Consider the following 26,566-nt stretch of genomic DNA (forward strand, 5'->3'; position numbering starts at 1 on the left):
TTAGTTTGCTTTCTGTTGACTCCATTTGCCGATTTGATTTCGTCCGTTCCGTTTGGCGACGTAAAGACCGATGTCTGCCTTTTTGATTAGTTGGGCGGACGTGACGACCTTTCGTTCAGAAGTGCTCGATACTCCGATTGAAATGGTGACCTCAAGCGTCGATCTGTTAGGTAATTGAAACGGTTGTTTCGAAACTTCGGTCAAATAGCGATTCGCAATCGACATGGCTTGCGAAAGGTTGCAGTCGGCAAGTAAAACAGAGAACTCTTCTCCGCCGTTTCGGCAGACCATGTCATCTGCTCGCGCGATTCCAGAGAGACGTTGACCGAGCTCGACTAAAATTGCATCACCCGCATCGTGTCCATACGTATCATTAACTGATTTGAAGTGATCGATATCGATTAACAACAACGCAATCTCGTTCGGCGACGTGAACACTTCTTCATCGACGCGTTTCATTTCCTCATCAAACTGTCTTCTATTACCTAACCCCGTTAATGTATCCGTATAAGCCGCTTCTTTATATTTTGTGATAAGACGTTCAGAGCGTTCGATTTTTCGTATGCCACCATACACGATATGCAAAAAGAATCCTGCCGCGTAACCGATGAATAAAAACCAGATGAGTGTTATAAAATATGCACTTGGCTCTTTATAGTTCGTCATGTTGAGAATAGAGAAGAGTGCAATGAACGTAAGACTAATCATATTTACGATTCGAATATCTTGTGTCGGCTGGATCCGTTCGCGCATTCGTAAGAACAGAAATGCTGTTCCAGCTGCTACGGAATAATCTAGGAGTGTGATCAGAAGTAGTATTTCTCCGGGAACGATAAACGGAAGTAGGATAATACTCGTCACATACGTGATACGCAGACCAGATATCCCAAAGTACAAAGCAGAAATGATGAGTGGGACAAATCCATACTGAAAGTCCGCTTGAGCGTTCCAAAGTACACCATGAAGCGTGATGATCATAGAGAGTCCTGCTAGGAGGATGGAGATGGTCATCTGACGCCGAATCGGTAATTTATTTGTGAAACCGAGCTTGGTAAAACGTGAGATCAGATATAGACCAACGAGCAAAAGGCTCGCGTTGGCAATTAGGTTATTAATTAAGTTTGTAAGTGATAGCAATTAAGTTTTTCCTTCTTAAATTCTATATACAGGTTGAACTCACGGAAAGCAATCCCTTTTGTGGAGGAAAGATGTTTAGTGCTCTACTTTACTAAAATAACATTGCTTCACTAAAAGAAACCGTTTACAATTTCTGTGTAAGCGTTTTCTCAAAATAGTGCTACAAGGAGGGACCCTCATGGTCAAAAAGCAATGGAAACCCGTATGGGCAGTTGTGCTAACGTTTGCACTGATTCTGTCAATGTTTCCGATGCCGACGTCCGCTTTAGATAAAGGGAAGTCGACGCTTGTCGTCGTCCATTATCAAGAGGCGCCGGATAACGAAAAGGATTGGAACTTATGGCTTTGGGCGAACGGCCCAGATTACTTCCCGAACAAAGGCTTCACATTCAACGGGGAAGATGCATTCGGAAAGGTGGCGGCTTACGAATTCCCAGTCGATTCACCTGAAAAAATCGGTCTCATCGTCCGCACGGATAATTGGGACAAAGATAAAGGTTCTGAGAACGACCGCTTCATCACAAGCGATATGATTCAAGATGGCGTCGCCGAAGTGTGGATCAAGTCGGGCGATCCGACCATCTATACGTCGAACCCGGACGGGGAGACGGCTTCGATGGAAATCGATATGAAAGTTCATTATTTCCGTTACGACAATACATATACGGACTGGGGTCTTTGGGCTTGGCCGGACGGTGGGGACGGGCAGAGCATCGCCTTCGATGAGGCTGATGATTTCGGTGCCGTCGCGAACGTGAAACTCGCCAACCCGGAATCGAAGAAACTCATGGGCTTGATCACGAAAAAAGGAGAATGGACGGAGAAGGATGGGGAAGACCGATTCGTTCTCGGGACTGCGAAAGAGATTTGGCTCGTTGAAGGAGATTCGACAATCTACTATTCAGAGCCACAAATCGATCGCTCTCCAAAACTTGTCTCGTTCTCGGCGGACACGTTCCGTCAAGCGACACTCACAACGAATCGCGTCATCACGGATGCGTTCATCGATGAATTGAGCGTAGACGGGGCAACGGTGGAATCGATTGAAAAAGCTAGCGACAAGTCGGTGACGATTCAATTCAAAACAGACATCGATTTAGCGAAAGTCATCAAAGCCTCGCACCCTGAGTTCGGAGAACAGACGCTCCAAGCCGGCAAAGTTCTTCGTTCGAAAGAATTCGATGCGAAATATGCATACGACGGTAAACTCGGTGTCACGTACCAAAAGTCGAAAACGAAGTTTGTCCTCTGGGCACCGACGGCTCAACAAGTCGAGCTCGAACTGTGGAACATGCCGACGAACCGACCGACGAACGACAAAGATATGAAGAAAGTGATTCAAATGAAGCGCGGTGAACGCGGCACGTGGGTGGCGGAAGTTCGTGGTGACCTGGACGGCATCGGTTATACGTACCAAGTGACCCATGCGACAGGGAAGGTCCGTGCGGTCGATCCGTATGCGACGGCTGTCGGCGTGAACGGTGACCAAGGTGTCATCGTCGATTTGAAAGAGACAGATCCAAAACGTTGGAATTCGATGAAACCGAAGTTGAAACAATCGACTGACGCGATCATCTATGAGACGCATGTCCGTGATTTCTCCATCTTTGATGTGAAGACGGACAAATACGACTCAGGCATCCAAAACAAAGGAAAGTATCTCGGTGTCATCGAACCAGGAACGCGTCTTCTCGTTGACGGAAAGAAAACGGCAACGAAGACGGGGCTCGACCACGTCAAAGATCTCGGCGTGACACACGTTCAGTTCATTCCGGTCTATGACTTCAACACGGCCTCCGTCGATGAGACGAATCCGATGGCGACGTACAACTGGGGATATGACCCGAAAAACTACAATGCACCAGAAGGGTCGTATTCAACGAATCCTTACGATGCGAAAGTACGTATCATGGAAATGAAACAGATGATTCAAGGGTTACATGACAACAATTTACGTGCCGTCATGGACGTCGTATACAATCACATGTTCGATGCGCAGGCGTCGAATTTGCACAAAATCGTACCGGGTTACTACTACCGTTACACAGCAGGTGGTGACTTCGCCAACGGTACAGGTGTTGGAAACGATACGGCATCTGAACGGGCGATGATGCAAAAACTGATCGTCGACTCTGTCGTCTATTGGGCAAAAGAGTATCATTGGGACGGATTCCGTTTCGACTTGATGGGAATCCATGACGTCGACACGATGAACAAAGTTCGTTCGGAGTTGAATCGAGTCGACAAGTCGATTCTCGTCTTCGGAGAAGGATGGGACCTCGGTACGCCGCTCGATGCTGAATTAAAAGCAAATCAAAAGAACGCCTACGACATGCCGGGTATCGCCCACTTCAATGACAACATCCGTGACGGCTTGAAAGGCAGCGTCTTCTTCGATGAGGACAAAGGATTCGTCAACGGAAAAGAAGGCATGGAAAATCGCGTGAAGACGGGAATCGTCGGTGAGATCGCGTATAACGACACGATTAAAGGATTCACGAAAGAACCGACGCAAGCCATCACGTACGTTGAGGCCCACGACAATCACACGTTATGGGACAAGCTGGAGTTGACGAACCCGATCGCATCTGAAGTGAACAAGACGAAGATGCACCGACTCGCTTCAAGCATCATTTTGACGAGCCAAGGGACGACATTCCTTCACGCCGGACAAGAGTTCATGCGTACGAAGGAAGGCGACCACAACTCGTACAAATCACCGGACTCGATCAACCAGCTCGATTGGAAACGGGCAGCCGACCGGAAGGCAGACGTCCAATACATGAAAGGCTTGATTGAGATGCGTAAAGCCAACCCAGGTCTTCGGATGACAAAAGCGAGCGATGTGAAACGATTCTTGACGTTCCACAAAGCGGAAGCGAACGTCATCACGTACACGATTGACGAAGATGCACCGGGTCAAAAGAACGACTTGTTCATCACGCATAACGCCAACCCGACGAATGTCCAAGTCAGCCTTCCAAAAGGGAACTGGAACGTGATTGTCGATGGCGACCGTGCCGGAACGAAGACAATCAAGCGTGCGACTGGAAAAGTAAGCGTGCCTGCATACAAGACGTTCGTCCTCGAACGGAAATAATCATTGACCCCACTTTGAAACGAGTGGGGTTTTCTAATGGAACAATTATGGTTAATTGGTAATTAATTCTTTACAAACTAGTTATTTTGTATGAACACGAGAACTTCCATTTGAAACTTCCATCTCTTTCGAAAGGAGAGATTGTATGGCGATTTTCAAAAATGGATTCATCGCGTCAATGGTGACGTCACGGATCTATTGTCAACTGGACGGATTCCCCCGTTCCATGTGAACTCGCTCCTGATTGAACAGTATCCGGATGCCATTTACGTACTCGATACAAAAGGTCGACTAATCGATTTGAACGAAAAGATGGGACTGCTGTCCGCTTGTGTCGAATGACCGAAGTGACGAATGTGTTAGATCAATATGCCGCCGAATACGAATCAAGTCCGACCATCGAAGCGCAAATGACCGCCCTCGAGCAGGAAGTGAGCGAAAACGAAGAAGTCACCGACTACATCGAACTCGTCCATCAGCCAGAGCGGTCTTGAGTACCCGACTTGTCTTCTGTGAGAATAGATAGTTGAAACAGGGGTCTCCTTTTCTCTAAGATGGAGAAAGAGAGAATCGAGTGAGGAGACCTTAGATATGAATCTGTATGAACAAGCGAGCGACTGGATGCGGCAATGGCATGACGACCCTTCCGAACGCCTCCGAGAAATCAAAGATGAAATTGAGCGCACGGGCACCTATTCATTGACGACGGAAGAGTTGTGTGAGGGTGCCAAGGTGGCGTGGCGGAATTCGAATCGTTGCATCGGCCGCTTGTTTTGGCAGACACTCCATGTGATTGACGCACGGGACGCCGATACGTTTGAGGCTGTCTACACCCATCTTGTCGACCACCTTCGGTTCGCCACGAACGGCGGAAAAATCCGTTCGACGATGACGGTTCTTCCGAACGAGTTCAAACTATTGAACACACAATTGATTCGGTACGCGGGATATGAGACACCTGACGGAATCATCGGAGACCCGATGTCCGTCACGATGACGAAGCGCGCGAAAGAACTCGGATGGGTCGGAGCCGGCACGCCGTTCGATATCCTCCCGCTCATGATCACGGACGGGCGAGACGTCCGCTTGTTTGAGTTGCCGAGTGAGGCCGTGCTTGAGGTGGACATTCGGCACGAGGATGTGGACTTGTTTGACGGACGGACCATCAAATGGCACGCAGTCCCAGCGATTGCGGATATGGAACTAGAGATCGGAGGTCTACGGTTTACCTCGGTCCCGTTTAACGGCTGGTATATGGAGACGGAAATCGGGGCAAGGAATTTGGCCGATACGGACCGTTATGATTTGTTGCCGCTCGTCGGACGGTCACTTGGGCTCGATACGACGAAAGAGCGGTCGCTTTGGCGCGACCGGGCACTCGTCGAATTGAACATCGCCGTCCTGCAATCGTTCGAGCGGGAAGGTGTGACCATTGTCGACCACCATACGGCTGCCAAACAGTTCAAGCGGTTCGAAAAAAACGAACGGGACGCGGGGCGTGACGTCACCGGGCAATGGAGTTGGCTCATCCCGCCTCTCTCTCCTGCGACGACGCACGTTTTTCACGAGCATTACGACAATCAGATCAAGACACCGAACCTGTTTGCTAGAAGTGGATGTCCGTTCTCAGGGTTTCGTCAGCTGGTAAAAGAGGAATTGAAAGGCTAGAACCGAGAGAAAGGATGATTGCTGTGGCAGTCCCACTTTGGAAACGAGCCGTCGCTGGTCAAATCGACCAACTCGTCTTTCAGACACCGGCAAAACTGATTGAAAAGGCCGTCCGTCAAAAGATTTGGCCAGACAAAGAAGTAAAACGGTATTACTTACCGACCGTCGTGACGATGGCCGGAGAAGTGTATTGTATGTTGTATCAAAACGGTCAGACGCTAGGAGACCGTGTCGTCGGAATTAAAGTCGTGAGTACGGACGGACGCCCGCTTTCACTGGAGCAAGTCGTCAAACGAACACTCTATAAAGACGTCGTCTACCCGGCGACGCTTGGGATTCCGCTCATCCGTGCACTTCAACAGATGAAGTCGAATAAAGACCTCGAGTTGCCGCATGATGAGTTCGCCCATACAAAATTGATCTCGACCAAATGAAGAGGAGCAGGGCGACCGTGTGTCGCTCTGTTTTTTCGTCCCGTTCGGTCGAGTAGGAATAGCGGCGGGAAATAAGGTATAATGGGATTGGACAAAAATGAACGACTATTGGAGGCTTTTTAGTTATGACAAAAATCGCATGGATTACCGACAGTATGGCCAACTTCTCTCAAGAAGAGGCAGCAAGTCTCGGTGTCGATATCGTTCCGATTCAATTGATCGTGGACGGGAACGGCTATAGTGAAACCAAACTCTCTCTCGAAGACCTACATCGGTATATGATTGACCAAAAGAAAGAAGCGAAGACGTCACAACCAATCTTCGGAGATTTCATCGCCCGCTACGAACGCTTGAAAGAAGAGGGATATGATTGTGCCATCGCCGTCCATTGCTCGAATGGATTGAGCAGTACGGCGAAAAATTCGAAAGCAGCTGCCGAAGCGGCTGACTTTACCGTGTATACCATCGACTCGCATGCCGCACTCGAGGCGCAACAAGAACTCGTCCGAATCGGGAAGGCCGCTGAAGCTGAAGGCAAGTCAGTAGAGGAAATCGTCGCCCTTCTCGAAGCATGGCGCGATAAGAAGAACTTCTTCATGATCATTGGAAACATGGAAACGATGCGCCGAGGCGGTCGCGTTTCTTCCGGTGAGATGTTCCTTGCGAACATCTTGAACATCAAGCCGATCATCACCCTCGATGAGACGGGGAAAGTCATCCCGTTCAAAAAGGCCCGTTCATTGAAGAAGGCTTATGCGGAGATGGTCGGTGAACTCGAACGTCGTCATGCGGAAAACGGTGTGAAGGACAACCGGGTGTTCGTTCAGACGGCTCTCGCACCGAATATGCAAGATGACCTCGTCGCACTCATCGAGTCGAAACTACCAGGTCTCGAAGTCGTACGGACTCGATTCTGTCCTTCGATTGCGGTACATGCAGGATTCGAGACGGTCGGTGTCTTGTGGCTCAACGCTTAATCAAGTAGGAGGAATGTAAGATGGAAGCAATGACAACCTTGACTGGATTGAATGAACGGATTGCGAGCACGGAACAGCTGCTCGTCTACGTGTCACATCCGGGATGCAGTGTCTGTCATGCGCTGAAACCTCAAATCGAAGAGATGCTCCATCAGTTTCCGAAAATTGAGGCGGTCGCGGTGGATTCGGACGAGGTGCCGGAAGTCGCAGGCGCCTTCTCCATCTTCACCGTTCCGGTCGTCCTCTTTTTCATCAACGGGAAAGAAATGCTCCGTCGGGCACGATTCGTGCCAATCGGCGAACTGACGCATCAACTCGAACGCATGCAAGAAATGAGACGAGCGTGAACAGGAGGCTGGAACATAACTAGCCGATTTTAAAGATTTGTGATAAAAACAGGGGACCGGTCACCGATTTTCGGTGGCAGGACCCCTCTTTTTAGTCCGAAATGCGTGCGCGAACCCATAAAAATGACAAGAGGCCTCCGTGAGCGACTTGTTCGCTCACGGAGGCCTCTTTCTTATGAATCTACTGGGTTATGTCCAGCCTCTTTCTTATTCTGCTGCTTGTGGGACGAGATAAATCAAGCCAAACGGGTTATGCAATAAGTTGTCGATGGTCGTCCGCTCGTCTTCTCCCATCTCGACCGTGAAGGCACGCCCGTCCTCGAAGGCGAAATGGTCGCCGTCGCCGAACATCGCGCCACCGGAGATGAGGTGGAAGTTGAACGAATGAATCACGTGAATGGCATCTTCAATGTCGAGTGTCATCGGTACGGCCACGTCCGCATGACCGAACGCTTTCATTCCCCATGACATATAGGCGTTCTCTTCTTCTGTGATGGCCGTGAGGAGCGAGTAGTCGAGTGCGAGGTCTTCTTCTTTTGACTCTTGCCACTCGTCTTTCGAGTAAGCGACACCAGCTGACTCGACCATGACCCCGAGTCCACCTGCGTTCAAGACGGCGTTGGCGGCACGGCGCGCCGCGGCGACGTCTGTCAAATCGTTGACGTCGACAATCAAGTAGACGACATGCGTGTGACGAGCGATTCCTTTCGCCACTTTCGGTGTGAATCCGCCAGAACTCGCGTGAAGCATCGCCTCGGCGAGGGCTGGGTCACGTTCCACGACTTCAACGGTGAACGCCTTGCCTGTCTCATCTTCGAGCAATAACAGACCGGCCATCGTGTAGCCTTCACTATGTAAACTGATTTGTTCGCTGACGCCTTCTGCGGAAGACCAGTTTCCGGGAATGGCGAGCATAACTTGTGTACGATTCATGTATATCATCCTTTTCTGCAAAAGTCAGGTCCCTCCTCAGGAGAGACCTGGTCTATCTCTTATTATGCCCTATTTTGGCATGAATTATTCTTGATATGTCTTCAATACTTCCTGAAGTGGGATTTGATCGATTTTTCGGCGGCTGATGAACGTACTCATAAAGAAGAGGAGAACGACAGCGCCAAGCGTATAGACGATATAGACCCATTCGAATTCAAGTGGGAGCACGAGTCCATAATCTTCTGCAAAGACGACGATGATGACCCGAAGCGTCAACAGGGCGATGGGGATGCTCAAGAGGGCAGAGATGAGCGCATAGATGAAGTAGCTGTTCAAAATCATGGAGCGGACTTCCCGTTTCTCATATCCCATCACCTTCAACAAGGAGATGACGTAATAGTTCTTCTCGACCGTCAGTGCCGTCAAGACGAACAGGATGCTGAAAGCGATGAGGGACGCCCCGCCAATCAAGACGTTCATCATGAAATTCATATATTGATTGATCGATTCGGACTGATCGATCAACCCTTGACGTGACAGGATGGTCAGATAGTCGGATCCGCTCGGACGCTCCGTCGCATAGATGCCGTTGAACAGGTCATCCGTCGCCCCGTCCGTGAGTAGTTCACTTAACGTCGTCCGGGGCAAGTAGGCGAAATCCCCGGAGAATTCATCGGCAATCCCGATGATGGGATAGGTCAACGTGTCCCCGTCGAGTGCGACATCGATGTCTTGACCCACATCGAGGCCGAGTTTTAGCGCGAGTGAGGAGGAGACGACAAGGCCGTCAGGTTCAACTGTCAACACATCCCCATCTTCGTTTTGGAGTGGGAACAAGGTGTTGTCGAAGTCTAGTCCCTTCAAGGTGATCAGGTTATCTTCGACAAAGGCGAACGGATAGGTGAGGAACGGTTCTTGTCCCGCTTCTAAAACCGGTGTCCCGTCTGTATACGCCTCGTATTCATACACCGCTTCGTTCAATCCGCCAACGGTCATACGGTCGACGGCGCCGTTCATCATGAGGGCGAAAACGATGAGAATCGTCGAGAAGAGGATCCCGAGAAAGAAGATGAGAAAACTCCCCGTGCTCTTGACGGCATACAAATATTTGAACTTCGTCTTGCCACTCGCCCGTCTCAACAGGCGACTGACAAGTCGACTGAGTCGATTCAATGAGACATTGTCCCGTGGTGACAAGAGGGCAAGGGCGCTCTCACCCATAATTTTATAGATGACAGCTCCTGCAACGAGCGCAAAGAAGAGGAGCGGGGCGAACACGGCTGTCACGAACACGAGTGGACTTTGGGCGATGGTGATGGACGGTAAAAGATAGAAGTCGAGATAGAGTTCTTTCAACGGGTTCGCGAAATAAAGCCCCAGGAAATAACCGATGATGAGCATAAAGAATGCGAAAACCAAGATGAGCACCAAGTAAGGCGATGCGATTTGCCGACGACTATAACCAATCGCCTTCAACAGTCCGATTTGTCCTCGTTCCGCCTCGAGCATATTCGAGATCAGGATGGCGACGATGATGACAGCGATAGAAACGATAAAGAGACTGAGTCCGAGCGCCATCGCCTTGCCGGATGAAATCTCACTGTAGATGGCACCACTTCGGATAATATTTTCCGTCTCCATGACCGAGACGACAAACGGGAGGTCTATGTCGGTCTTGATCGCTTGATCGGTCACCCCGGACAGTCGGAAAGACTCTTGCCCGATGAATGTTTCGAACGATTCATCCGTCATCAAGAGGAGGGTCTGTGAACCAGGGTCCAAGTTGAAGAAGTTATCATCGAAGAGTGGGAGCGTATAGTCCGGAAAAAAGACAAATCCACTCACCGTGAACGGTTTGCCGATGTCGATTGTGTCTCCGATGTCGATACCGTTCTCCTCTGCATATTTTTTATTGAGGGCGACTTCGTCATTCGCGCTCGGTCGATCACCGGCTTCGAGGTAGGAGCGGTTGATCGTGTCTGATTCTTTGACGATCAATCCCCGATGTTCAATATCATCGAACGTGTAGGTGATGGCTTTTAAGTCACGGAGTTCAATCGTAGCATCCGGCATCTCCTGTTCGACGGCAGCGATTCGCGATGCGATCAGACGATTGAAGACTTCCGCATCGGCTTGTTTGATGTCAGCCAATGTGAACGTTCCTGTTTCCGCGAGCGTGGCGATAGCGGGGTCGCGTAACTCCTCTTCCGTCACCCGATTGAGCATGTCAATCGCAAAGTCTTCCTGATTCGATTCTTCCAGATACTCTTCAGTCGGGACCTCGATTCCACTGATGCCATAGAACATCATCGTGTACGTGAGTGAACTCATGACGATGATGATGGCGATGGCGAGGAGTTGCATCCACTTCCGATTTAATGTCTTCCAGACGTTTTTATACAGCATGTCGCCACCCCCTTATCCCCAATGGATGTCACGTGCCGCGACCCGGGTCTCATGATGGGTCACCTCCACGATTCGACCGGAGTTCATCTTGATGACATCGTCCGCCATCTCACTGATTCCATTATTGTGTGTGATGACGACGACTGTTTTTTGATACGTCTTGTTCAATCGTTCCAATAGTTCGAGTACTCTCTTCGAATTTTCCTCGTCGAGTGAGCCCGTCGGTTCGTCACAAAAGATGATGGCGGGATTTTTGGCGAGGCTGCGGGCGACGGAGACACGTTGCTGCTCACCGCCCGATAGTTGATAGGGGTATTTATCACGTGCCGCTGTGAGCCCAACTTGTTCGAGCAATTCATCAATCGGCAGCGGGTCTTTCGTTAAGTCAGAACCAATTTGTACGTTCTCATAGACGGTCAAGTTTTGAAGAAGGTTGTATTGTTGGAAAATGAAGCCAAGATGGTCGCGTCGAAAAGCAGTCATCTGATCGACGGATAGGTCGGTCAGCACGGTGTCGCCGAACGTGATCTTACCTGAGGTGACCGTGTCGAGTCCGCTGATGACGTTGAGCAGTGTACTCTTCCCGCTCCCGCTTGGACCGAGGATCACGACGAACGCGCCATCCCGGATGGTGAGGTCGATGTCTTTCAAGGCGGCCGTTTCCACGTCGCCTGTCTTATAGATTTTGCTGACGTTCCGTAGTTCGATCATGCCACACACGCCTCCTTTATTTGTTATCTAAGGTATACCCTTTTCGAGAAGTGATTGGACGAGCTACACATAGGATGTTTTGAAAAAATAGTGAAACCGCTTCACCTGTGATAAAATAATATAACCAGGTACTAAAAACTTTTTTTAAGGGAGAACTCTTTATGAAGATTGCTTACATCACGGACAGTACGATTGTCCTTCCAGATGCATTAGCGCAACATCCTGACATCCACATTGTCCCGCTCTATGTCGTCAAAGGGGACCAGCCGTATAAAGATGGAATCGAAGTCGATGCGAAAACGGTTTACGAGTGGATTGACGCGGGAGAGCGCGTCTCGACGAGTCAGCCCGCGATCGGGGATTTCGTCACACTCTATGAAAAATTGAAAGAAGAGTACGATATGGGCATCGCGATTCACCTATCGTCTGACCTGAGTGGGACGTATTCGGCGTCCGTTCAAGGGGCTGAGATTGCGGAGTTCAAGTTGCTCGCCTTCGATTCACGGGCAGGTATCTATACGATGGGACTCATGTTCGAGGAGTTGATTGAACGCGTCGAAAGAGGCGATGCGCTTGAAGACGTGGAAGCATACATGAAGAAGCGCGTCGAGGACGTCCGCATCGAATTGACGCTTCAAAACTTGACGCAGATGCAAAAAGGCGGTCGAATCTCTAAATCGAAGGCGCTCATCGGGAACATGCTTCAATTGAAACCTGTACTTCGATTCGAAGACGGTTTGATTGTCCCGTATCAAACGGTCCGCACATACAAGAAAGCACAAGCCCATTTGTTCGAAGTGTTACGTGCGGCAATCGAGTCCGGTGAATGTCAGGACGTCTCGATTTTCCACGGAAATGTCCCTGAGCTTGCTGAGGAGTGGAAAAAACAACTCGGTGACACGATTCCGGTCAGAGTTGATACACTCGCACCACTTCTTGGGGCGCATACGGGATCCGGGTCAATTGGAATTTCTTATTTGAAAGCGAAATAATGATTAAGGGCGGTCCTCCTACGAGGATCGCCCTTTTACGTATTCTTTTGTTTCCGCAAATAGAGAAGTGTGATAGTGAGCGAATAGATGATCAAAAACGTGATCAGAAATAGAGAAAAGTCCATGGTTAGCCCCCTTTATCCAAGTTGTTGCCGACATCTAGAAAAGCGAAACATCAAATTGGGAATCATTTCAATATTTCATTGTCTCAACTTTCAAACAATTGCTGGAATGTTTTTGCATTACGGGTCATACTAGAAAAAATGAACGAGAAAAGGGGGGAAGACGATGCGATTTCGGAAGTACCTAGTTCGGAGCTGGTTCGCGTGGACGCTCGTCTTCACGGGAGTGACGTATTTGACTTTCCAGAACCTTGAGGCGTTCGACTGGCCGTTGTTTTGGTTCATCTATACGCTTGGGGCATTGTTCGTCATGAATCCTTTAAAGCGCAGGCATCTTCACTTCACGTTCCATGAGATGTTTGTCTTTATCACATTCTTTTTATACGGACTGGCGCCCGCACTGTTGATGGGGCAATTGCTCCTCTTCACGTTTCAGGCGCGAGCCTTCAATCGTCGCGTCGGGCGACGACGGTTCCTTCATTTCTATCCGCTCAACACGGTGATTGAATGTCTGCTCGTTCTGTTGCCGGGGCTCGCCTATATCGCTCTCGGTGGACGGATCGGAGAGCCGATTCATTTGATGCAACAAGGCGTGGCGATGTTGGCGTTTTTAGGCACCTTGTTCCTCGTCTTGACGATGAGTTTTGCTTTATCCTACTTCATGGTTGGAGAACGGATCCCGTTCCCGATTATGTGGCGATTGATTCGCTTTGATTGGCTCGTCGTGTCACTCGAGCTTTTGTTCTCGATGATTGCCATCGAGTCGTATCTCGTCTTCGGTTATGTCGGACTCATCGTCACGTTCTTCGTACTATCTGTCCTAAAGATGACGATGTCGAAAGCGACGGAGACGGAAGAAACCAAGTCGAGAGTCGATCAAGTCGAACGCTTGAAAGAACAGCTGTACCGCGTGGACAGCGAGCAACTGTTGATTGAAAAGTTTTGGAACGGTCTACGTGATATCGTCGAAGTGGAGCGTGGTTGGCTACAGGTCAATCGAAAAGGGGAGCGGACGTTTTATGATATGACCGGTCGCGTCATCCCGAGTGTGCCGGATGCCTTCACGATTGAACGGTATCATGATGAGGACGAACCGTGTTTCGTCTATGACTCGCTCCATGAATGGCATCCTGAATTGCAGCGAAACCAACAGGAACTACACCATTCGGCGCTCGTCATCCAACCCGTTTGGGGAGCGGAGACGGCGGTCAGCTGCATGGTATCGACGACGGCAAACGGGGCATACGAAACTCCGATTGCGGTTGAAGTGAACCGCCTCCTCAAGACGTTATCTTGGTCAATCGAACGCATCGATGAACGCAAACGTTTGCAACACGAGAGTTTGACAGATCCGTTAACGGGATTACATAATCAGCGGGCACTACGACGTTGGACGAAAGAACGTTTGAACGATGTGGCGTCCTATCCGCTCTCTGTTTTCTTGATCGATTTGGACCACTTCAAATCGATCAATGACACATACGGGCATGCATTCGGGGACGAGGTGTTGATTGAAGCAGGTCAACTCTTTACTCGCAATGTTCGAGCGACGGACTTGGTGACGCGCTACGGAGGCGAAGAGTTCGTGTTCGTCTTCCCGAGAATGGATGAGGCGGCCGCCAATCTGGTCGGTGAAAAGATACGAAACGCCTTGAAGCGCCATGATTTTGGGACAGAAGGCACGCGCATCACGGTGACGGCGAGTATCGGGATTGAAACGATTTATGAATATGAAGACCTCGATACAGTCTTGCGACATGCGGACCGGGCCATGTATGTCGGGGCGAAATTTAACGGGCGAGATCGTGTCGCCCACTATCATGATCTGTCGACAGAGGTCAGATGAAAGGAGGATCCCCAAAATGGTGGATCCTCCTTTCGTATGAAATGATTATGAGTTCGTATTATAAAGTTCAGATTCAACCGCATGAACGGCGGCTGACCAGGAGCCATAGCGATGCAAGATCGCTTTCGTTGAAGGTTTGTTGTTGCGCTTTGCCCATTCACGGTAAGCTTCGAATGAGAGCGAGAAGCCCATTTCCTGAATGGCTTCACGAAGGGCGTTCGAGAGTTCTGTTTTCGAATAGGTCACACTCGCCTCAAGTCCTGCCTCGGCACAGGCATCATGCCACGAACCGAACGTCTTGACGATATGATAATGGCTCGGTGCCTTCGGATGGAGCTTTCGCCATTGCTGATACTTCTTCAAGGTGATGATCGAGCCCATGTCTCGCGAATAAATGGCGAGCGTCTCGATGATGTCCTCGCGTGTATACTTCGGCATTTTGTCTGGCAATTCGACGGTTGACTCTCCATGCCATTCATAGCCTGCGATGGCAAGTGCCTCAGCCCATGACCCGAACTGACGAATGATCGACTCAGGAGACGGCCAATTCTGTTCCATTGCGAAGCGGCGATAGACAGAACGGCGTGGACGTTCCTTCAACAAGTCCCCGAGAAGACGAATGCAATGGATCATCCTTTGCTGTTCGGTAGACAAGTGATGGGATTTAGTGGATAGCGTTTGATTCAATGATGGTTCCTCCTTCCATGGACTCAAATCTGAACCGACAAAGATAAAAAAATGCTCCTACAATCATACTATCGGATTGTTTTTCGGATTTATTAACGTGATTTTGAAAAATTTTAAACAATTCCTAGGAATTGGATAGGACTAAAGTCGCAGTTGATAATTTCAAAAAATGGTAACAGTTCTATTACAAATTAAATCGAATTTCGAGAGAAATGTAAACATAAAGTTTTAATCACCCAAATTTGTAATATTTTTATAAAAAAGTACCCAGCTGGAGAGTTGGGGTCATCGCCTTCGCTCCAGATGAGTACCCTTCTATAATAAATTTAATTTTCAGACTAATCAATCAAATATTGAAATTACGGCAAAAAAATTTTAATGGCTGGTCAATGAAAGACCGATTCTGCTAAAATAGCCGCATTGAGTGAAAAACAGAAAAGAGGATCATCACTATGACAGTTTGGTTATTTTATACGTTACTTGGATTGATTCAAGGGTTCACAGAGCCCATCCCGATTTCATCGAGCGGACATCTTGTCATCTTCCAAGAACTATTTAACATTGACTTGCCGGGATTGTCATTTGAAGTTTTCGTAAACTTTGCATCGCTTCTTGCGGTTTTAACAATCTATCGTCAAGACGTCGTTCGTCTCATCATGAGTTTGTGGACGTTTTTATTTAAGAAAGACCGTTCGGATGAGACGATGGTCGACGTGAAGTTCATCGGGCTGTTACTTGTCGCGACCGTTCCGGCCGGTGTGCTCGGTGTCCTGTTTGGTGACTGGATCGCCGAGGTGCTCGGTGGCGTGGCGACAGTCGGCTATACACTCATCATTACGGGACTCGCCCTCTGGTTCATCCGGAATATGCGAGGAAACAAGGGCGACGGTGGCATTACGCTACGTGACGCCGTATTGATCGGACTTGCTCAGGCCGTGGCGCTCATTCCTGGGATCAGCCGTTCCGGAGCGACTATCGTTATGGCGATGCTCCTCGGAATCAAACAGGAATCCGCGCTTCGGTTCTCGTTCTTCCTGTTCATTCCGATTAGTCTCGGGACGATGATCTTGGACGGTCCGACGTTGTTCACAAACCCAGACACGCGTGATTTGTTCGGTCCGCTCCTTTTGGCATTTATCGCATCATACGTGTTGACGGCCATTTCATTGAAGTGGTTCCAGCACATCATGGCAAAAGGCGAATTGAAGTATTTTTCATATTACTGCTGGATTGTCGGGCTTCTCGTCGTCCTCTTTCTCGCATAATCGAGGCGCTACTCTCACGAGTAGCGTTTTTTGTTTTGCGAAATAAAAACAATTGCGATACAGTAAACCTGTACAAACAAATATTCCTTCGGGGTCGGGTGAAATTCCCAACCGGCGGTGATGGGCCTATGCCCTAAGTCCGTGACCCGGGCGCACGTGTGCGAACGGTGGATCTAGTGAGACTCTAGAGCCGACAGTATAGTCTGGATGGGAGAAGGAACAAAAAACAGGTCCACGTGACCTGTGCTTCGTCGTACGCTTTTCTGTATAGAAAACGTTTATTTGGCTTGCCAAAATTCGACGAAACCCTCCCACCAAGACCCTAAGGACTGCTCCTTAGGGTCTTTTGTTTGTACGGAAAAAGGAGGGAGAACGATGAAACAGTACATGGAACAGGCCATTCAATTGGCGAAATCAGCCGATGGACAGACCGGTGTCAATCCACTCGTCGGTGCCGTTCTCGTGAAAGACGGACGTATCGTCGGAATGGGTGCCCACCTTAATGCGGGCGAACCACATGCTGAAGTGCATGCGATTCGAATGGCCGGTGCGGCTGCATCCGGGGCGACTTTATATGTCACGCTCGAACCGTGCTCGCATCACGGTAAGACACCGCCGTGCGCCGATTTGATTGTAGAATCGGGCATCAAACGTGTCGTCGTCGCCATGAAAGATCCGAATCCACTCGTCGCAGGCAATGGGATCGTGCGCCTGCAAGCGGCCGGTGTCGAAGTCGATGTGGGTCTGCTTGAAGAAGAGGCGCGTGCCTTGAATCCGGCATTTTTGCGGTCGCTTGAGACGAAACGACCATACGTCATCTTGAAGACGGCAACGAGCCTCGATGGGAAAGTTGCCTTAGAGACGGGGGAGAGTCAATGGGTGACGAGTTCGGAAGCCCGTCGTGATGTGCATGAACTTCGTGCCACGGTCGATGCGATTTTGACCGGGATTGGAACGGTGCTCGCGGATGACCCATCGCTTACGGTTCGATTGGACCGCGTGACGCGACAGCCGAAACGAGTCGTGCTCGACCGTGACCTGAGGTTACCGCTCGCTAGTACGTTAGCACGTACCGCCGAAGACGTCCCGGTGCTCCTCTTCACTTCGTCAGATGAGGCAGAACGACGTGAACGAGCTCAAGCCGTCGGTATCGAATTATTCGATTATACGTCACTCGGCACGGTTCTTGAGACGCTATACGCAAATGGGATTGGGCGTGTGTTGATCGAGGCCGGACCGACGCTTGTCACCTCACTTCTTGACGGAGACTACGTGGATGAATGGGTCGCCTATCAATCACCACGGATGTTCGGTGGGAAGCATGGCGTCTATCGCTCACAGCAGGAAGGGACGATCGATGGGATATCCCGTTTTACGATTCATCAGGTCGAAACGATTGGACCCGACCTGAAAGTCGTCCTTCGAAAGGGGGCGCTCTGATGTTCACGGGAATCGTAGAAGAAATCGGAGCGGTCAAAGCGGTCAAGCGCAACGGACCATCTTTACGACTCGTTTTGTCCGCTGTGAAAGTGCTTGAGGATGTGAAGCTCGGGGACAGCATTGCCGTGAATGGGATCTGTCTCACGGTGACGACGTTCGATGACGCGACGTTCTCTGTCGATGTCATGCCAGAAACATTGAAGGCATCGAGTCTAGATGGGGTCAAGCCTGGAACACCTGTCAATCTCGAACGAGCGATGCCGGCGAACGGACGGTTTGGCGGACATTTCGTATCCGGTCATGTCGACGGGGTCGGGCGAATCACGAAGAAACGTCCTCTCGCGAATGCGGTCTATGTTGATATCCAGTGTGACCGCGCGCTCCTTTCCTACATTGTCCCGAAAGGCTCGATATCTGTAGATGGAACGAGTTTGACTGTGTTTGACGTGTCAGAGCGTGGGTTTACCCTGTCCTTGATTCCACACACATACAGCGAGACCGTGCTTGGGATGAAACAGACGGGTGATTTAGTCAATTTAGAATGTGATCTGTTAGCAAAATATATGGAAAAGGTCGTCGGGCAGTCGAAGATGACGCTCGAGTCTTTGGCGGAACAAGGATATGGAAAGGCGGGATGGTAATGTTTGATTCGATTGAACGGGCGGTTGAGGAACTGAGACGAGGACGTCCCATCATCGTCGTGGATGATGAGGACCGTGAGAATGAAGGGGACTTTGTCGTACTCGGTGACAAGATGACACCGGAAACGATGAACTTTTTGATCACGGAAGGGAAAGGACTCGTCTGTAGCGCCGTAGCAGAAGAAGTGGCAGTTCGTCTCGACCTCGCGCCGATGGTGACGAACAGTACAGACCCACACGGTACCGCCTTCACGGTCAGTGTCGACCATATCGATTCGACGACTGGTATCTCGGCGAGTGAACGGTCTCACACCGTTCGTGAGTTAGCGAACCCATCGTCCCATCCATCCGATTTTCAACGTCCGGGACATCTGTTCCCGCTCATTGCGAAGAAGGGAGGCGTCTCCGTTCGCCGAGGTCATACCGAAGCGTCTGTTGACCTGGCGCGACTCGCAGGAAGTGAGCCGGTCGCGGTCATCTGTGAAATCATTCGAGAGGACGGGGAGATGGCACGCGTACCTGATTTGGTACAAGTCGCTGAACGCCACGGGTTGGCATTCATCACTATCGAAGCGTTAGTCCGATATATGGAGGAGAACCTCGTCACACGTGTTGCGGACGTGTCCCTACCTTCCTCAAAAGGAACGTTTCGCATGATAGGGTATGAGAATCGAATGGACCGTGAAGAGCATGTGGCGCTCGTGACGGAGACACTTGAGGAGGTCCCGCTCGTTCGCATTCACTCCGAATGTCTGACCGGTGACGTCTTCGGTTCGTTCCGATGTGACTGCGGTCCGCAACTGGACACGGCGATGGCACGAATCGAGCAGGAATCGGGCATCGTGCTCTATATGCGTCAAGAAGGGCGAGGCATCGGACTGTTGAACAAACTGAAGGCGTACGCCCTTCAAGAGAATGGATTGGACACGGTCGAGGCGAACGTGGCACTCGGGTTTCATCCGGACCTTCGGGACTATCGGGTGAGCGCGGCGATGCTTCGTGATCTTGGCGTCACCCGTGTCCGGCTCATGACGAACAACCCCGATAAAGTCGATGCCTTGGAATCATGTGGCATCACAGTCGTCGAACGCGTTCCGATTCATGTCGGTGCGCATGAAGCAAACGAATCGTATCGCCTGACGAAACAACTCAAAATGAATCATATTGGAGGAACATGGACATGACCTATACATTTGAAGGAAACTTAGTTGGAGAAGGCTTAAAGATTGGAATCGTCGTCGGACGGTTCAACGACTTGATCACGATGCGTCTGCTTGACGGGGCGAAGGATGCCTTGAAACGTCATGGAGTGAAGGAAGAGGATGTGTCGCTCGCCTTCGTCCCAGGAGCATTTGAACTCCCGCTCGTCGCGAAAAAAATGGCGATGAGCAAACAATACGACGCGGTCATCACGCTCGGAGCCGTCATCCGTGGTGCGACCCCGCATTTTGATTACGTCTGTAACGAAGCGGCAAAAGGGATCGCCCAGGCGAGCTATCAATCCGAAGTCCCGGTCATCTTCGGCGTGTTGACGACGGAGACGATTGAACAGGCGATTGAGCGTGCAGGAACAAAAGCAGGCAACAAAGGGTGGGAAGCGGCGACTTCTGCCATCGAGATGGCCAATCTGTTAAAGCAAGTCTAATCAAAACCGGGTGACAATCACCCGGTTTTTCAAATGGTTGAACTAGGATGAAAAAACTGAAAAATGGGTAAAATAAGTGCATGGAACGAATGCATGTATTTGAACGATAAGGGAGGTTTGGCACATGGCAACTTCGCACGAATCATTGACGTTACAGTTACAACAACAAGAGCGACTCCATCACCTGCTTTCGTCACTCCTCAATCGCTTTTTAACGACAGAGATTGCGGATTTCAAAAAGCGGGTTGACCAATCGCTAGCCGAACTTGGACATTATTTCGCGGTCGACCGCGTCTATGTCTTCGATTACGATTTTACGAATCAAGTCTGCCATAACACGTTCGAATGGTGCGCCGAAGGAATCACGGCTGAAATGGACAATCTTCAAGACGTGCCGATTGATGTGCTGCCCGAGTGGGTGAATATCCATGTGGCGGGTGAGACGATGTATATTCCACGGGTCGCCGATCTACCTGAAGGGAGCGACGTCCGCGCCATCTTAGAACCGCAAGCGATTCAAAGTTTGCTCGCGGTCCCCATGATGCAAGGGAAGTCGTGTCAGGGATTTGTCGGGTTTGATTCCGTCGTCTCGGAACGGACGTACACGGAGTACGAACAACAGGCGCTACAAGATTTCAGCAATGCGCTGCTCGGGGCGGTCGAGCGACACCGCATCGAGGCCGGGCGGGAAGAAGCGCAGCGGGTCCTCGCCGAGCGTGAAAAAGAATTGATCGATTATCAAGAGGGGCTTGTCCGCACGCTGTTACGTTTGTCCGCACTCCGTAACAACGAGACGGGGAACCATATCGAGCGGGTGCAGGATTTGTCGACGCTGTTCGCGACGATTTTATACGATCATCACCATCCGGAAGTGTCACCGCTCTTCATCGAAGGAATCCGTCTCGCGGCACCGCTCCACGATATCGGCAAAATCTCTGTTCCGGACGCAATCTTACTCAAAGCGAATCAACTGTCCGACCAGGAATGGGTATTCATGCGCGACCATGTGCGTGTCGGCGGCGAAGTGTTGAAGGATTTGCAGACACAGTTCCCTCAGAATTACTTCATTCAAATGGCCTATCACATCGCACTGTATCATCACGAGCGCTGGGACGGCACCGGGTACAACCAAGGACTGAAAGGGGAAGACATCCCGCTCGCGGCTCGAATCGTCACCATCATCGACGTCTATGACGCACTACGGACGGTCCGACCGTATAAACCGGCCTATACTCATGAGGATGCGATTCTTGCGATGCGAGACATGGAAGGAGCGTTCGACCCGACTTTGTTCGAATTATTCCTGGTTCATCAAGAAGAAATCGCCATTATGTTCGATCAGACATTTAAAGCACACTAAAAAGGAGACGTCCCCTCGGGGAGCGTCTCCTTTTTGATTAGAACGTTTCAGATGTTGTTTTCGCTTGCATGTGGAGTTGGATGTAATCCGGGCCACCTGCTTTTGAATCCGTACCTGACATGTTGAATCCACCGAACGGCTGATAGCCGACGATTGCGCCTGTGCAACCACGGTTGAAGTAAAGGTTCCCAACGTGGAAGTTTTGGCGAGCGTATTCTTGATTCATACGGTCACGTGTGAGGACCGCCCCTGTCAAGCCGTACTCTGTGTTGTTCGCGATATCGATTGCTTCTTTGAAGTCTTTCGCTTTCGTGAAGGCGACGATTGGTCCGAAAATCTCTTCTTGCATGAGGCGTGCTTTCGGGTCGACGTCTGCGACGACAGTCGGCTCGATGAAGTAGCCTGTTGAATCGTCTGCTTTCCCACCTGCGACGATGCGTCCTTCTTCTTTTGCGACATCGAAGTACGATGTGATCTTCTTGAAGGCCGATGCGTCGATGACTGGTCCCATGAAGTGTTCGTTCTTCTCTGTGTTTCCGACAGAGAGTTCGTTCGTGAGTTCGACGACACGGTCGAGTACCGTATCATACACGCTGTCGACGATGACGGCACGTGAACAAGCCGAACATTTCTGACCAGAGAAACCGAATGCCGATTTCACGATCGATTGTGCAGCGAGCTCGAGGTCGGCTGATTCGTCGACGACGATCGTATCTTTTCCACCCATCTCCGCGATCACGCGTTTGAGCCAAATTTGACCTTCGTTCAATTTAGACGCACGTTCGTTGATGCGGAGTCCTACATCACGCGATCCTGTGAAGCTGATGAAGCGTGTTTTCGGATGATCGACGAGATAGTCCCCGACTTCTGCACCCGGTCCCGGGATGAAGTTGAGCACGCCTTTTGGAAGACCTGCCTCTTCCATCACTTCGACGAATTTCGCAGCGACGATCGGCGTCGTCGAAGCTGGTTTTAAGAGAATTGTGTTACCGGCGACGATGGCCGCAACTGCTGTACCGGCCATGATTGCGAATGGGAAGTTCCATGGGCTGATGACGATCCCGACCCCGAGTGGGATGTAGTCATACCGGTTGTATTCGCCTGGGCGGCTCTCCACTTTCTTGCCTGGTTTGAGTTCGAGCATTTGACGTGCATAATATTCCATGAAGTCGATTGCTTCCGCTGTATCCGCATCTGCCTCGTTCCACGGCTTACCCGCTTCTTTGACGAGATAAGCCGAGAACTCGTGCTTACGTTTGCGGACGATGTTCGCTGCTTTGAACAAGACGTCGGCGCGGACAGCCGGGTCGACATGGCGCCATGAGTCAAATGCTGTGAGTGCTTCTTGCATCGCACGTTCTGCGAGCTCTTGGTTCGCTTTTGACACGCGACCGATCACTTCTTCTTTGTTAGCCGGGTTGTAAGACGTGATTTTACCTTCCGTCGTAACCTTTTCCCCACCAATTACGAGCGGATAGTCTTTCCCGAGCTCACCGTTCACTTTCTCGATTGCCGCTTGGATTGCTTCGGCATTCTCTTTTTGTGTAAAGTCTGTGAATGGTTCATGTTTGTATGGAATCATTCTCGTTCCCCCTTAAAGTGATGTTGAGCGTTAAAGCGCTTACGTCTGTATTGTATCGAAATTATCGTAGAAATCCTAGTGAAACAATTTTCCAGAAACACATGGCATTGGAGCAAGAAATCGAGACGTGATAGGATGGGGGAGAACACGGCTTTAGAAAGGACGAACAACATGAAAAAATGGTTCATTCCGCTACTCCTCGTCTTCATGCTCGGGGCATGTGGGAACGAGGAAGAGACGGTGGTAGAAGAGACAGACCGCGCATTGCCGGATGCTGTCACGAACGTGTACGCAGACTATCAGACGGCACTTGAGTCTGGAGACGCTGAGGCACTCGCATCAATTGATTATGCTGGCCGGTTGACCGAGATTCCGGCGACTGGTGCCGTCACCCGTCAATTGTCTCCTGGTGAGATTTATAAGAGCTGGGTCAACGAAGAGGAAGACGTGGCGTTCCTTGTCCATGAGATGATCGATGAAGAAGGGAACCCGCTCCCGAACCGACTCAGTAAAATCGCTGTGAAGGAAGGGGATGAGTGGTCACTCGTCATCACACCCGTCGCTTTACCAAAAGACGTGATTGCCGAGGTCGGAGAGTTACTCATCGGTGTCCAGGCGAACGAGTACGGAGTGAATGCCGAAGCGAACGCCCGTCTCGCTGAGATTCCGGAAGATGAGGCTGGTCCGATCTATGACCAAGTCAACGCAAAGACGGACTATATGGCGCTCGAGGCAGACAATAACGTCTTCCTGCTCATGGCGGAAACGTTGACGGTCGAGGAGAACCAAACCATCATGACCGACTATTTCAAAGCGTATGAGACGTGGTACACCGATAACGAGGAGACGCTCCGAAAAGCGGCTGCAACGGAAGATCCAGTCGAGTATATCGAAGTGCTTGACCCGTTAAAGACAAAATTAGAAGAAGCGATCGATGGCTATGACGAACAACTTGTCGACCCATCGTTTGGCTAAGGAGGAACAGCAGATGCTCGCACCAACATTTTCATTACCGAACCAAAACGGAGAGATGGTTTCATTAAAGGACTATCTCGGTAAGAAAGTCGTCTTATACTTCTATCCTCGAGATTCGACACCTGGTTGCACGACCGAGGCATGCGATTTCCGCGATGCGTTGCCGAAGATGGAAGGCGCGGTCGTCCTTGGGGTATCGGCCGACAGTCAAAAGAAACATCAAAACTTTATCGCCAAGAATGACCTCCCATTTGATTTACTCGTGGACGAGGAACATGAAGTGTCCGAGCTTTACGGCGTCTGGCAGTTGAAGAAAAATTACGGGAAAGAATATTACGGCATCGTCCGTTCGACTTTCTTGATCAACGAGGACGGCTATATCGAACAAGAGTGGCGCAACGTCAAAGTGAAAGGTCACGTCGAAGAAGTCGTGGCTGCCATTCGTTCGTAAAACGAGAAACTGAAGGAAAGGTCATGAACGGTTTCAGACTGTAGACAACGCATGGGTCTACAGTCTTTTTTTGTGCCCAAGCTAGGCACGGCTCGCTTTCCTAGAGGCAAGGCAAGCAGGGAGCCGCATCGCGACTCGGTCGCTGCTATCAAACCGCTTCGAGCGTGCTTTATACGGTTGCAACCACTCCATTTCTGATTGAGATGTAGTCTATCGATTAACGGTTCGTATTGATCATGAAATCCAGGCTCATGCAGTTGAATATATATTACAATCATATTTCGAAATAAATTTTAAGAAGCTTTTAAGATTAAGGGTTCAGGGAAAATATTACAATTATATAACGTGTTGAAAACGCTTTCTTTAGGCGGTGTACCTTGACTCGATTGTGAATGTTCTGAAAAATATAGGGAGAGCGCTCAAATCAAGAACGTAGGAGGAGAGCAACACGGTGAATCAAATTGAAAGTTGGCTGACGAGTTTATCCAATCTCGTCTGGGGGCCACATTTACTCATATTACTCGTCGGGACAGGGATTTTCCTGACCGTCCGTCTCGGATTTATCCAAGTGACGCGACTTGGGGTCGGTCTGAAAGAGGCATTTATACCAAAACCAGAACAACCGAAGAAAAAGCAACGTGGGGACATCTCGCATTTCCAAGCACTTATGACGGCATTGGCGGCCACGGTCGGTACCGGAAACATGGTCGGTGTCGCGACGGCGATTGTCCTCGGGGGACCGGGTGCTGTCGTTTGGATGTGGTTATCTGGTTTCGTCGGGATGGCGACGAAATACGCTGAGGCTATCCTGGCGGTCAAATATCGTGTCGTCGATGAACGCGGTGAGATTGCCGGGGGTCCGATGTATTACTTAGAACACGGACTAAAGAAAAAGTGGCTCGGCGTCTTGTTCGCCGTCTTTGCATCGGTCGCAGCCTTTGGGATTGGGAACGGGGTCCAAACGAACTCGATCAGTCTCGCCTTGAACAATTCGTTCAACATCCCAATGGTTGTGACAGGGATCATCATGATGGCGGTCACGGCATTCGTCATCTTAGGTGGTGTCAAATCAATCGGAAAAGTCGTCGGAATCTTCGTCCCGTTCATGATTTTCGCATATGTCGGGAGTGGGCTCGTGATTCTCATCATGAACCTTGAATTGGTACCAGGTGCCTTATCGACAATGTTCTCGAGCACATTCAGTGCCGAAGCCATCGGCGGGGGTGCGTTAGGTGCCGCGATTCGCTACGGGGTCGCGCGCGGTGTGTTCTCTAACGAGGCAGGACTTGGATCTGCACCGATTGCGGCCGCGGCAGCGAAGACCGACTTCCCGGGACGTCAAGCACTCGTTTCGATGACACAAGTGTTGATCGACACACTCATCGTCTGTTCCATCACGGGACTCACAATCGTCATGAGTGGTCAATATACGGAAGGGCTTGAAGGGATTGCCTTGACGCAAGCCTCGTTCGCTTACTTCTTAGGACCTATTGGTGAAATCATCGTGACGATCTCGCTTGTCTTCTTCGCCTACTCAACCGTCCTCGGTTGGTGTTATTACGGGGAACGTTCAGCGTATTATTTACTCGGGGAAAAAGTGATCGTCCCATATCGTGTCCTCTACATTTTAGTCGCGGGACTCGGTGCGATGACGACGAACTTGAATTTGATCTGGTCCATCTCGGATGTGTTCAACGGTCTCATGGCTATCCCGAACTTGATTGGACTCTTGTTCCTCTCCGGTGTGGTCGTCGCCGAGACAAAACGATTCGAACTCGAACGGAAAAAAGAAGGGCAGTCCTCTGCCGCTTGATGAGAAAACCCGCCGGACAGCACGTGTCGGCGGG

24 protein-coding genes and 1 riboswitch are annotated in these 26,566 nt (G+C 50.3%); of the genes, 18 read left to right on the forward strand and 6 right to left on the reverse strand.

Features of this window, described 5'->3' with window-relative positions:
- Positions 1 to 1,137 (reverse strand): GGDEF domain-containing protein, encoded by a 1,137-nt coding sequence (locus IRJ25_RS02640; protein WP_269317736.1) that lies wholly within the window; start codon positions 1,135 to 1,137, stop codon positions 1 to 3.
- Positions 1,138 to 1,315: 178 nt separating this feature from the next.
- On the opposite strand from IRJ25_RS02640, the gene pulA reads away from it, so the two are divergent.
- The 7 genes from pulA to IRJ25_RS02675 all read left to right on the forward strand — a co-directional run bounded on the left by pulA (position 1,316) and on the right by IRJ25_RS02675 (position 7,663).
- The gene (pulA, locus tag IRJ25_RS02645) at positions 1,316 to 4,237 is read left to right on the forward strand and encodes a type I pullulanase (RefSeq protein ID WP_269317737.1); all 2,922 of its coding nucleotides are present in this window, start codon (positions 1,316 to 1,318) and stop codon (positions 4,235 to 4,237) included.
- Positions 4,238 to 4,378: 141 nt separating this feature from the next.
- Positions 4,379 to 4,579 (forward strand): hypothetical protein, encoded by a 201-nt coding sequence (locus IRJ25_RS02650; protein WP_269317738.1) that lies wholly within the window; start codon positions 4,379 to 4,381, stop codon positions 4,577 to 4,579.
- A complete protein-coding gene (locus IRJ25_RS02655) occupies positions 4,567 to 4,731 on the forward strand; it encodes a hypothetical protein (protein WP_269317739.1) in 165 nt (54 codons plus the stop codon). Before IRJ25_RS02650 ends, IRJ25_RS02655 begins: the two co-directional genes overlap by 13 nt.
- Positions 4,732 to 4,828: 97 nt before the next feature.
- Complete coding sequence (locus IRJ25_RS02660; protein WP_214690577.1) at positions 4,829 to 5,905, forward strand: nitric oxide synthase oxygenase; 1,077 nt, start codon at positions 4,829 to 4,831, stop codon at positions 5,903 to 5,905.
- 14 nt (positions 5,906 to 5,919) lie between these two features.
- Positions 5,920 to 6,339 (forward strand): RDD family protein, encoded by a 420-nt coding sequence (locus IRJ25_RS02665; RefSeq protein ID WP_269317740.1) that lies wholly within the window; start codon positions 5,920 to 5,922, stop codon positions 6,337 to 6,339.
- A 125-nt stretch (positions 6,340 to 6,464) separates the two neighbouring features.
- Entirely contained in the window at positions 6,465 to 7,316 is an 852-nt protein-coding gene (locus tag IRJ25_RS02670) for a DegV family protein (RefSeq protein ID WP_078147420.1), read from the forward strand.
- 20 nt (positions 7,317 to 7,336) lie between these two features.
- A complete protein-coding gene (locus IRJ25_RS02675) occupies positions 7,337 to 7,663 on the forward strand; it encodes a thioredoxin family protein (protein WP_214781865.1) in 327 nt (108 codons plus the stop codon).
- 207 nt (positions 7,664 to 7,870) lie between these two features.
- On the opposite strand, the gene IRJ25_RS02680 is transcribed toward IRJ25_RS02675, so the two are convergent.
- From IRJ25_RS02680 to IRJ25_RS02690, 3 genes are all read right to left on the reverse strand, one after another.
- The gene (locus IRJ25_RS02680) at positions 7,871 to 8,596 is read right to left on the reverse strand and encodes a hypothetical protein (protein ID WP_078147418.1); all 726 of its coding nucleotides are present in this window, start codon (positions 8,594 to 8,596) and stop codon (positions 7,871 to 7,873) included.
- 84 nt (positions 8,597 to 8,680) lie between these two features.
- Positions 8,681 to 11,002: an ABC transporter permease gene (locus tag IRJ25_RS02685; protein ID WP_269317741.1), complete on the reverse strand. Its 2,322-nt coding sequence runs from the start codon at positions 11,000 to 11,002 to the stop codon at positions 8,681 to 8,683.
- 12 nt (positions 11,003 to 11,014) lie between these two features.
- Positions 11,015 to 11,713 carry an ABC transporter ATP-binding protein gene (locus tag IRJ25_RS02690; protein WP_074036096.1) on the reverse strand — a complete coding sequence of 233 codons (699 nt, stop codon included), beginning with the start codon at positions 11,711 to 11,713 and terminating at the stop codon, positions 11,015 to 11,017.
- Between the two features lie 161 nt (positions 11,714 to 11,874).
- On the opposite strand from IRJ25_RS02690, the gene IRJ25_RS02695 reads away from it, so the two are divergent.
- Both IRJ25_RS02695 and IRJ25_RS02700 read left to right on the forward strand, forming a co-directional pair.
- A complete protein-coding gene (locus IRJ25_RS02695; RefSeq protein WP_269317742.1) occupies positions 11,875 to 12,705 on the forward strand; it encodes a DegV family protein in 831 nt (276 codons plus the stop codon).
- Positions 12,706 to 12,993: 288 nt separating this feature from the next.
- Positions 12,994 to 14,673, forward strand: coding sequence for a sensor domain-containing diguanylate cyclase (locus tag IRJ25_RS02700; protein ID WP_214690582.1), 1,680 nt, complete (start codon positions 12,994 to 12,996; stop codon positions 14,671 to 14,673).
- A 45-nt stretch (positions 14,674 to 14,718) separates the two neighbouring features.
- Here the strand turns inward: IRJ25_RS02700 and IRJ25_RS02705 are convergent, their stop codons facing one another.
- Positions 14,719 to 15,360 (reverse strand): homing endonuclease associated repeat-containing protein, encoded by a 642-nt coding sequence (locus tag IRJ25_RS02705; RefSeq protein WP_074036101.1) that lies wholly within the window; start codon positions 15,358 to 15,360, stop codon positions 14,719 to 14,721.
- 452 nt (positions 15,361 to 15,812) lie between these two features.
- On the opposite strand from IRJ25_RS02705, the gene IRJ25_RS02710 reads away from it, so the two are divergent.
- From IRJ25_RS02710 to IRJ25_RS02735, 6 genes are all read left to right on the forward strand, one after another.
- Complete coding sequence (locus tag IRJ25_RS02710; RefSeq protein ID WP_074036102.1) at positions 15,813 to 16,625, forward strand: undecaprenyl-diphosphate phosphatase; 813 nt, start codon at positions 15,813 to 15,815, stop codon at positions 16,623 to 16,625.
- 80 nt (positions 16,626 to 16,705) lie between these two features.
- Positions 16,706 to 16,848: riboswitch (FMN riboswitch) on the forward strand.
- A 152-nt stretch (positions 16,849 to 17,000) separates the two neighbouring features.
- The gene (gene ribD, locus IRJ25_RS02715; RefSeq protein ID WP_269317743.1) at positions 17,001 to 18,065 is read left to right on the forward strand and encodes a bifunctional diaminohydroxyphosphoribosylaminopyrimidine deaminase/5-amino-6-(5-phosphoribosylamino)uracil reductase RibD; all 1,065 of its coding nucleotides are present in this window, start codon (positions 17,001 to 17,003) and stop codon (positions 18,063 to 18,065) included.
- Positions 18,065 to 18,706, forward strand: coding sequence for a riboflavin synthase (gene ribE, locus IRJ25_RS02720; RefSeq protein WP_214690585.1), 642 nt, complete (start codon positions 18,065 to 18,067; stop codon positions 18,704 to 18,706). The genes ribD and ribE overlap by 1 nt, the downstream gene beginning before the upstream one ends.
- Positions 18,706 to 19,890 carry a bifunctional 3,4-dihydroxy-2-butanone-4-phosphate synthase/GTP cyclohydrolase II gene (locus IRJ25_RS02725; protein ID WP_074036106.1) on the forward strand — a complete coding sequence of 395 codons (1,185 nt, stop codon included), beginning with the start codon at positions 18,706 to 18,708 and terminating at the stop codon, positions 19,888 to 19,890. The genes ribE and IRJ25_RS02725 overlap by 1 nt, the downstream gene beginning before the upstream one ends.
- Positions 19,887 to 20,351, forward strand: coding sequence for a 6,7-dimethyl-8-ribityllumazine synthase (gene ribH, locus IRJ25_RS02730; RefSeq protein ID WP_074036107.1), 465 nt, complete (start codon positions 19,887 to 19,889; stop codon positions 20,349 to 20,351). The genes IRJ25_RS02725 and ribH overlap by 4 nt, the downstream gene beginning before the upstream one ends.
- Positions 20,352 to 20,475: 124 nt before the next feature.
- Positions 20,476 to 21,711, forward strand: a complete 1,236-nt coding sequence (locus IRJ25_RS02735; protein ID WP_269317744.1) for a GAF and HD-GYP domain-containing protein — start codon at positions 20,476 to 20,478, stop codon at positions 21,709 to 21,711.
- Positions 21,712 to 21,748: 37 nt separating this feature from the next.
- Here the strand turns inward: IRJ25_RS02735 and pruA are convergent, their stop codons facing one another.
- On the reverse strand, positions 21,749 to 23,293 hold the full coding sequence (gene pruA, locus IRJ25_RS02740; RefSeq protein ID WP_159562777.1) for an L-glutamate gamma-semialdehyde dehydrogenase: 1,545 nt from the start codon (positions 23,291 to 23,293) through the stop codon (positions 21,749 to 21,751).
- 171 nt (positions 23,294 to 23,464) lie between these two features.
- Between pruA and IRJ25_RS02745 the strand changes: the two genes are divergently transcribed.
- The 3 genes from IRJ25_RS02745 to IRJ25_RS02755 all read left to right on the forward strand — a co-directional run bounded on the left by IRJ25_RS02745 (position 23,465) and on the right by IRJ25_RS02755 (position 26,532).
- Complete coding sequence (locus IRJ25_RS02745; protein WP_269317745.1) at positions 23,465 to 24,268, forward strand: hypothetical protein; 804 nt, start codon at positions 23,465 to 23,467, stop codon at positions 24,266 to 24,268.
- Between the two features lie 13 nt (positions 24,269 to 24,281).
- Positions 24,282 to 24,719: a thioredoxin-dependent thiol peroxidase gene (gene bcp, locus IRJ25_RS02750; RefSeq protein WP_074036111.1), complete on the forward strand. Its 438-nt coding sequence runs from the start codon at positions 24,282 to 24,284 to the stop codon at positions 24,717 to 24,719.
- A gap of 451 nt (positions 24,720 to 25,170) precedes the next feature.
- Positions 25,171 to 26,532 (forward strand): alanine/glycine:cation symporter family protein, encoded by a 1,362-nt coding sequence (locus IRJ25_RS02755; protein ID WP_269317746.1) that lies wholly within the window; start codon positions 25,171 to 25,173, stop codon positions 26,530 to 26,532.
- Positions 26,533 to 26,566: the final 34 nt, after the last annotated feature.

The sequence above is a fragment of the Exiguobacterium sp. KJ 601 genome, from assembly GCF_027161185.1.
Lineage (GTDB): Bacteria > Bacillota > Bacilli > Exiguobacteriales > Exiguobacteriaceae > Exiguobacterium > Exiguobacterium profundum.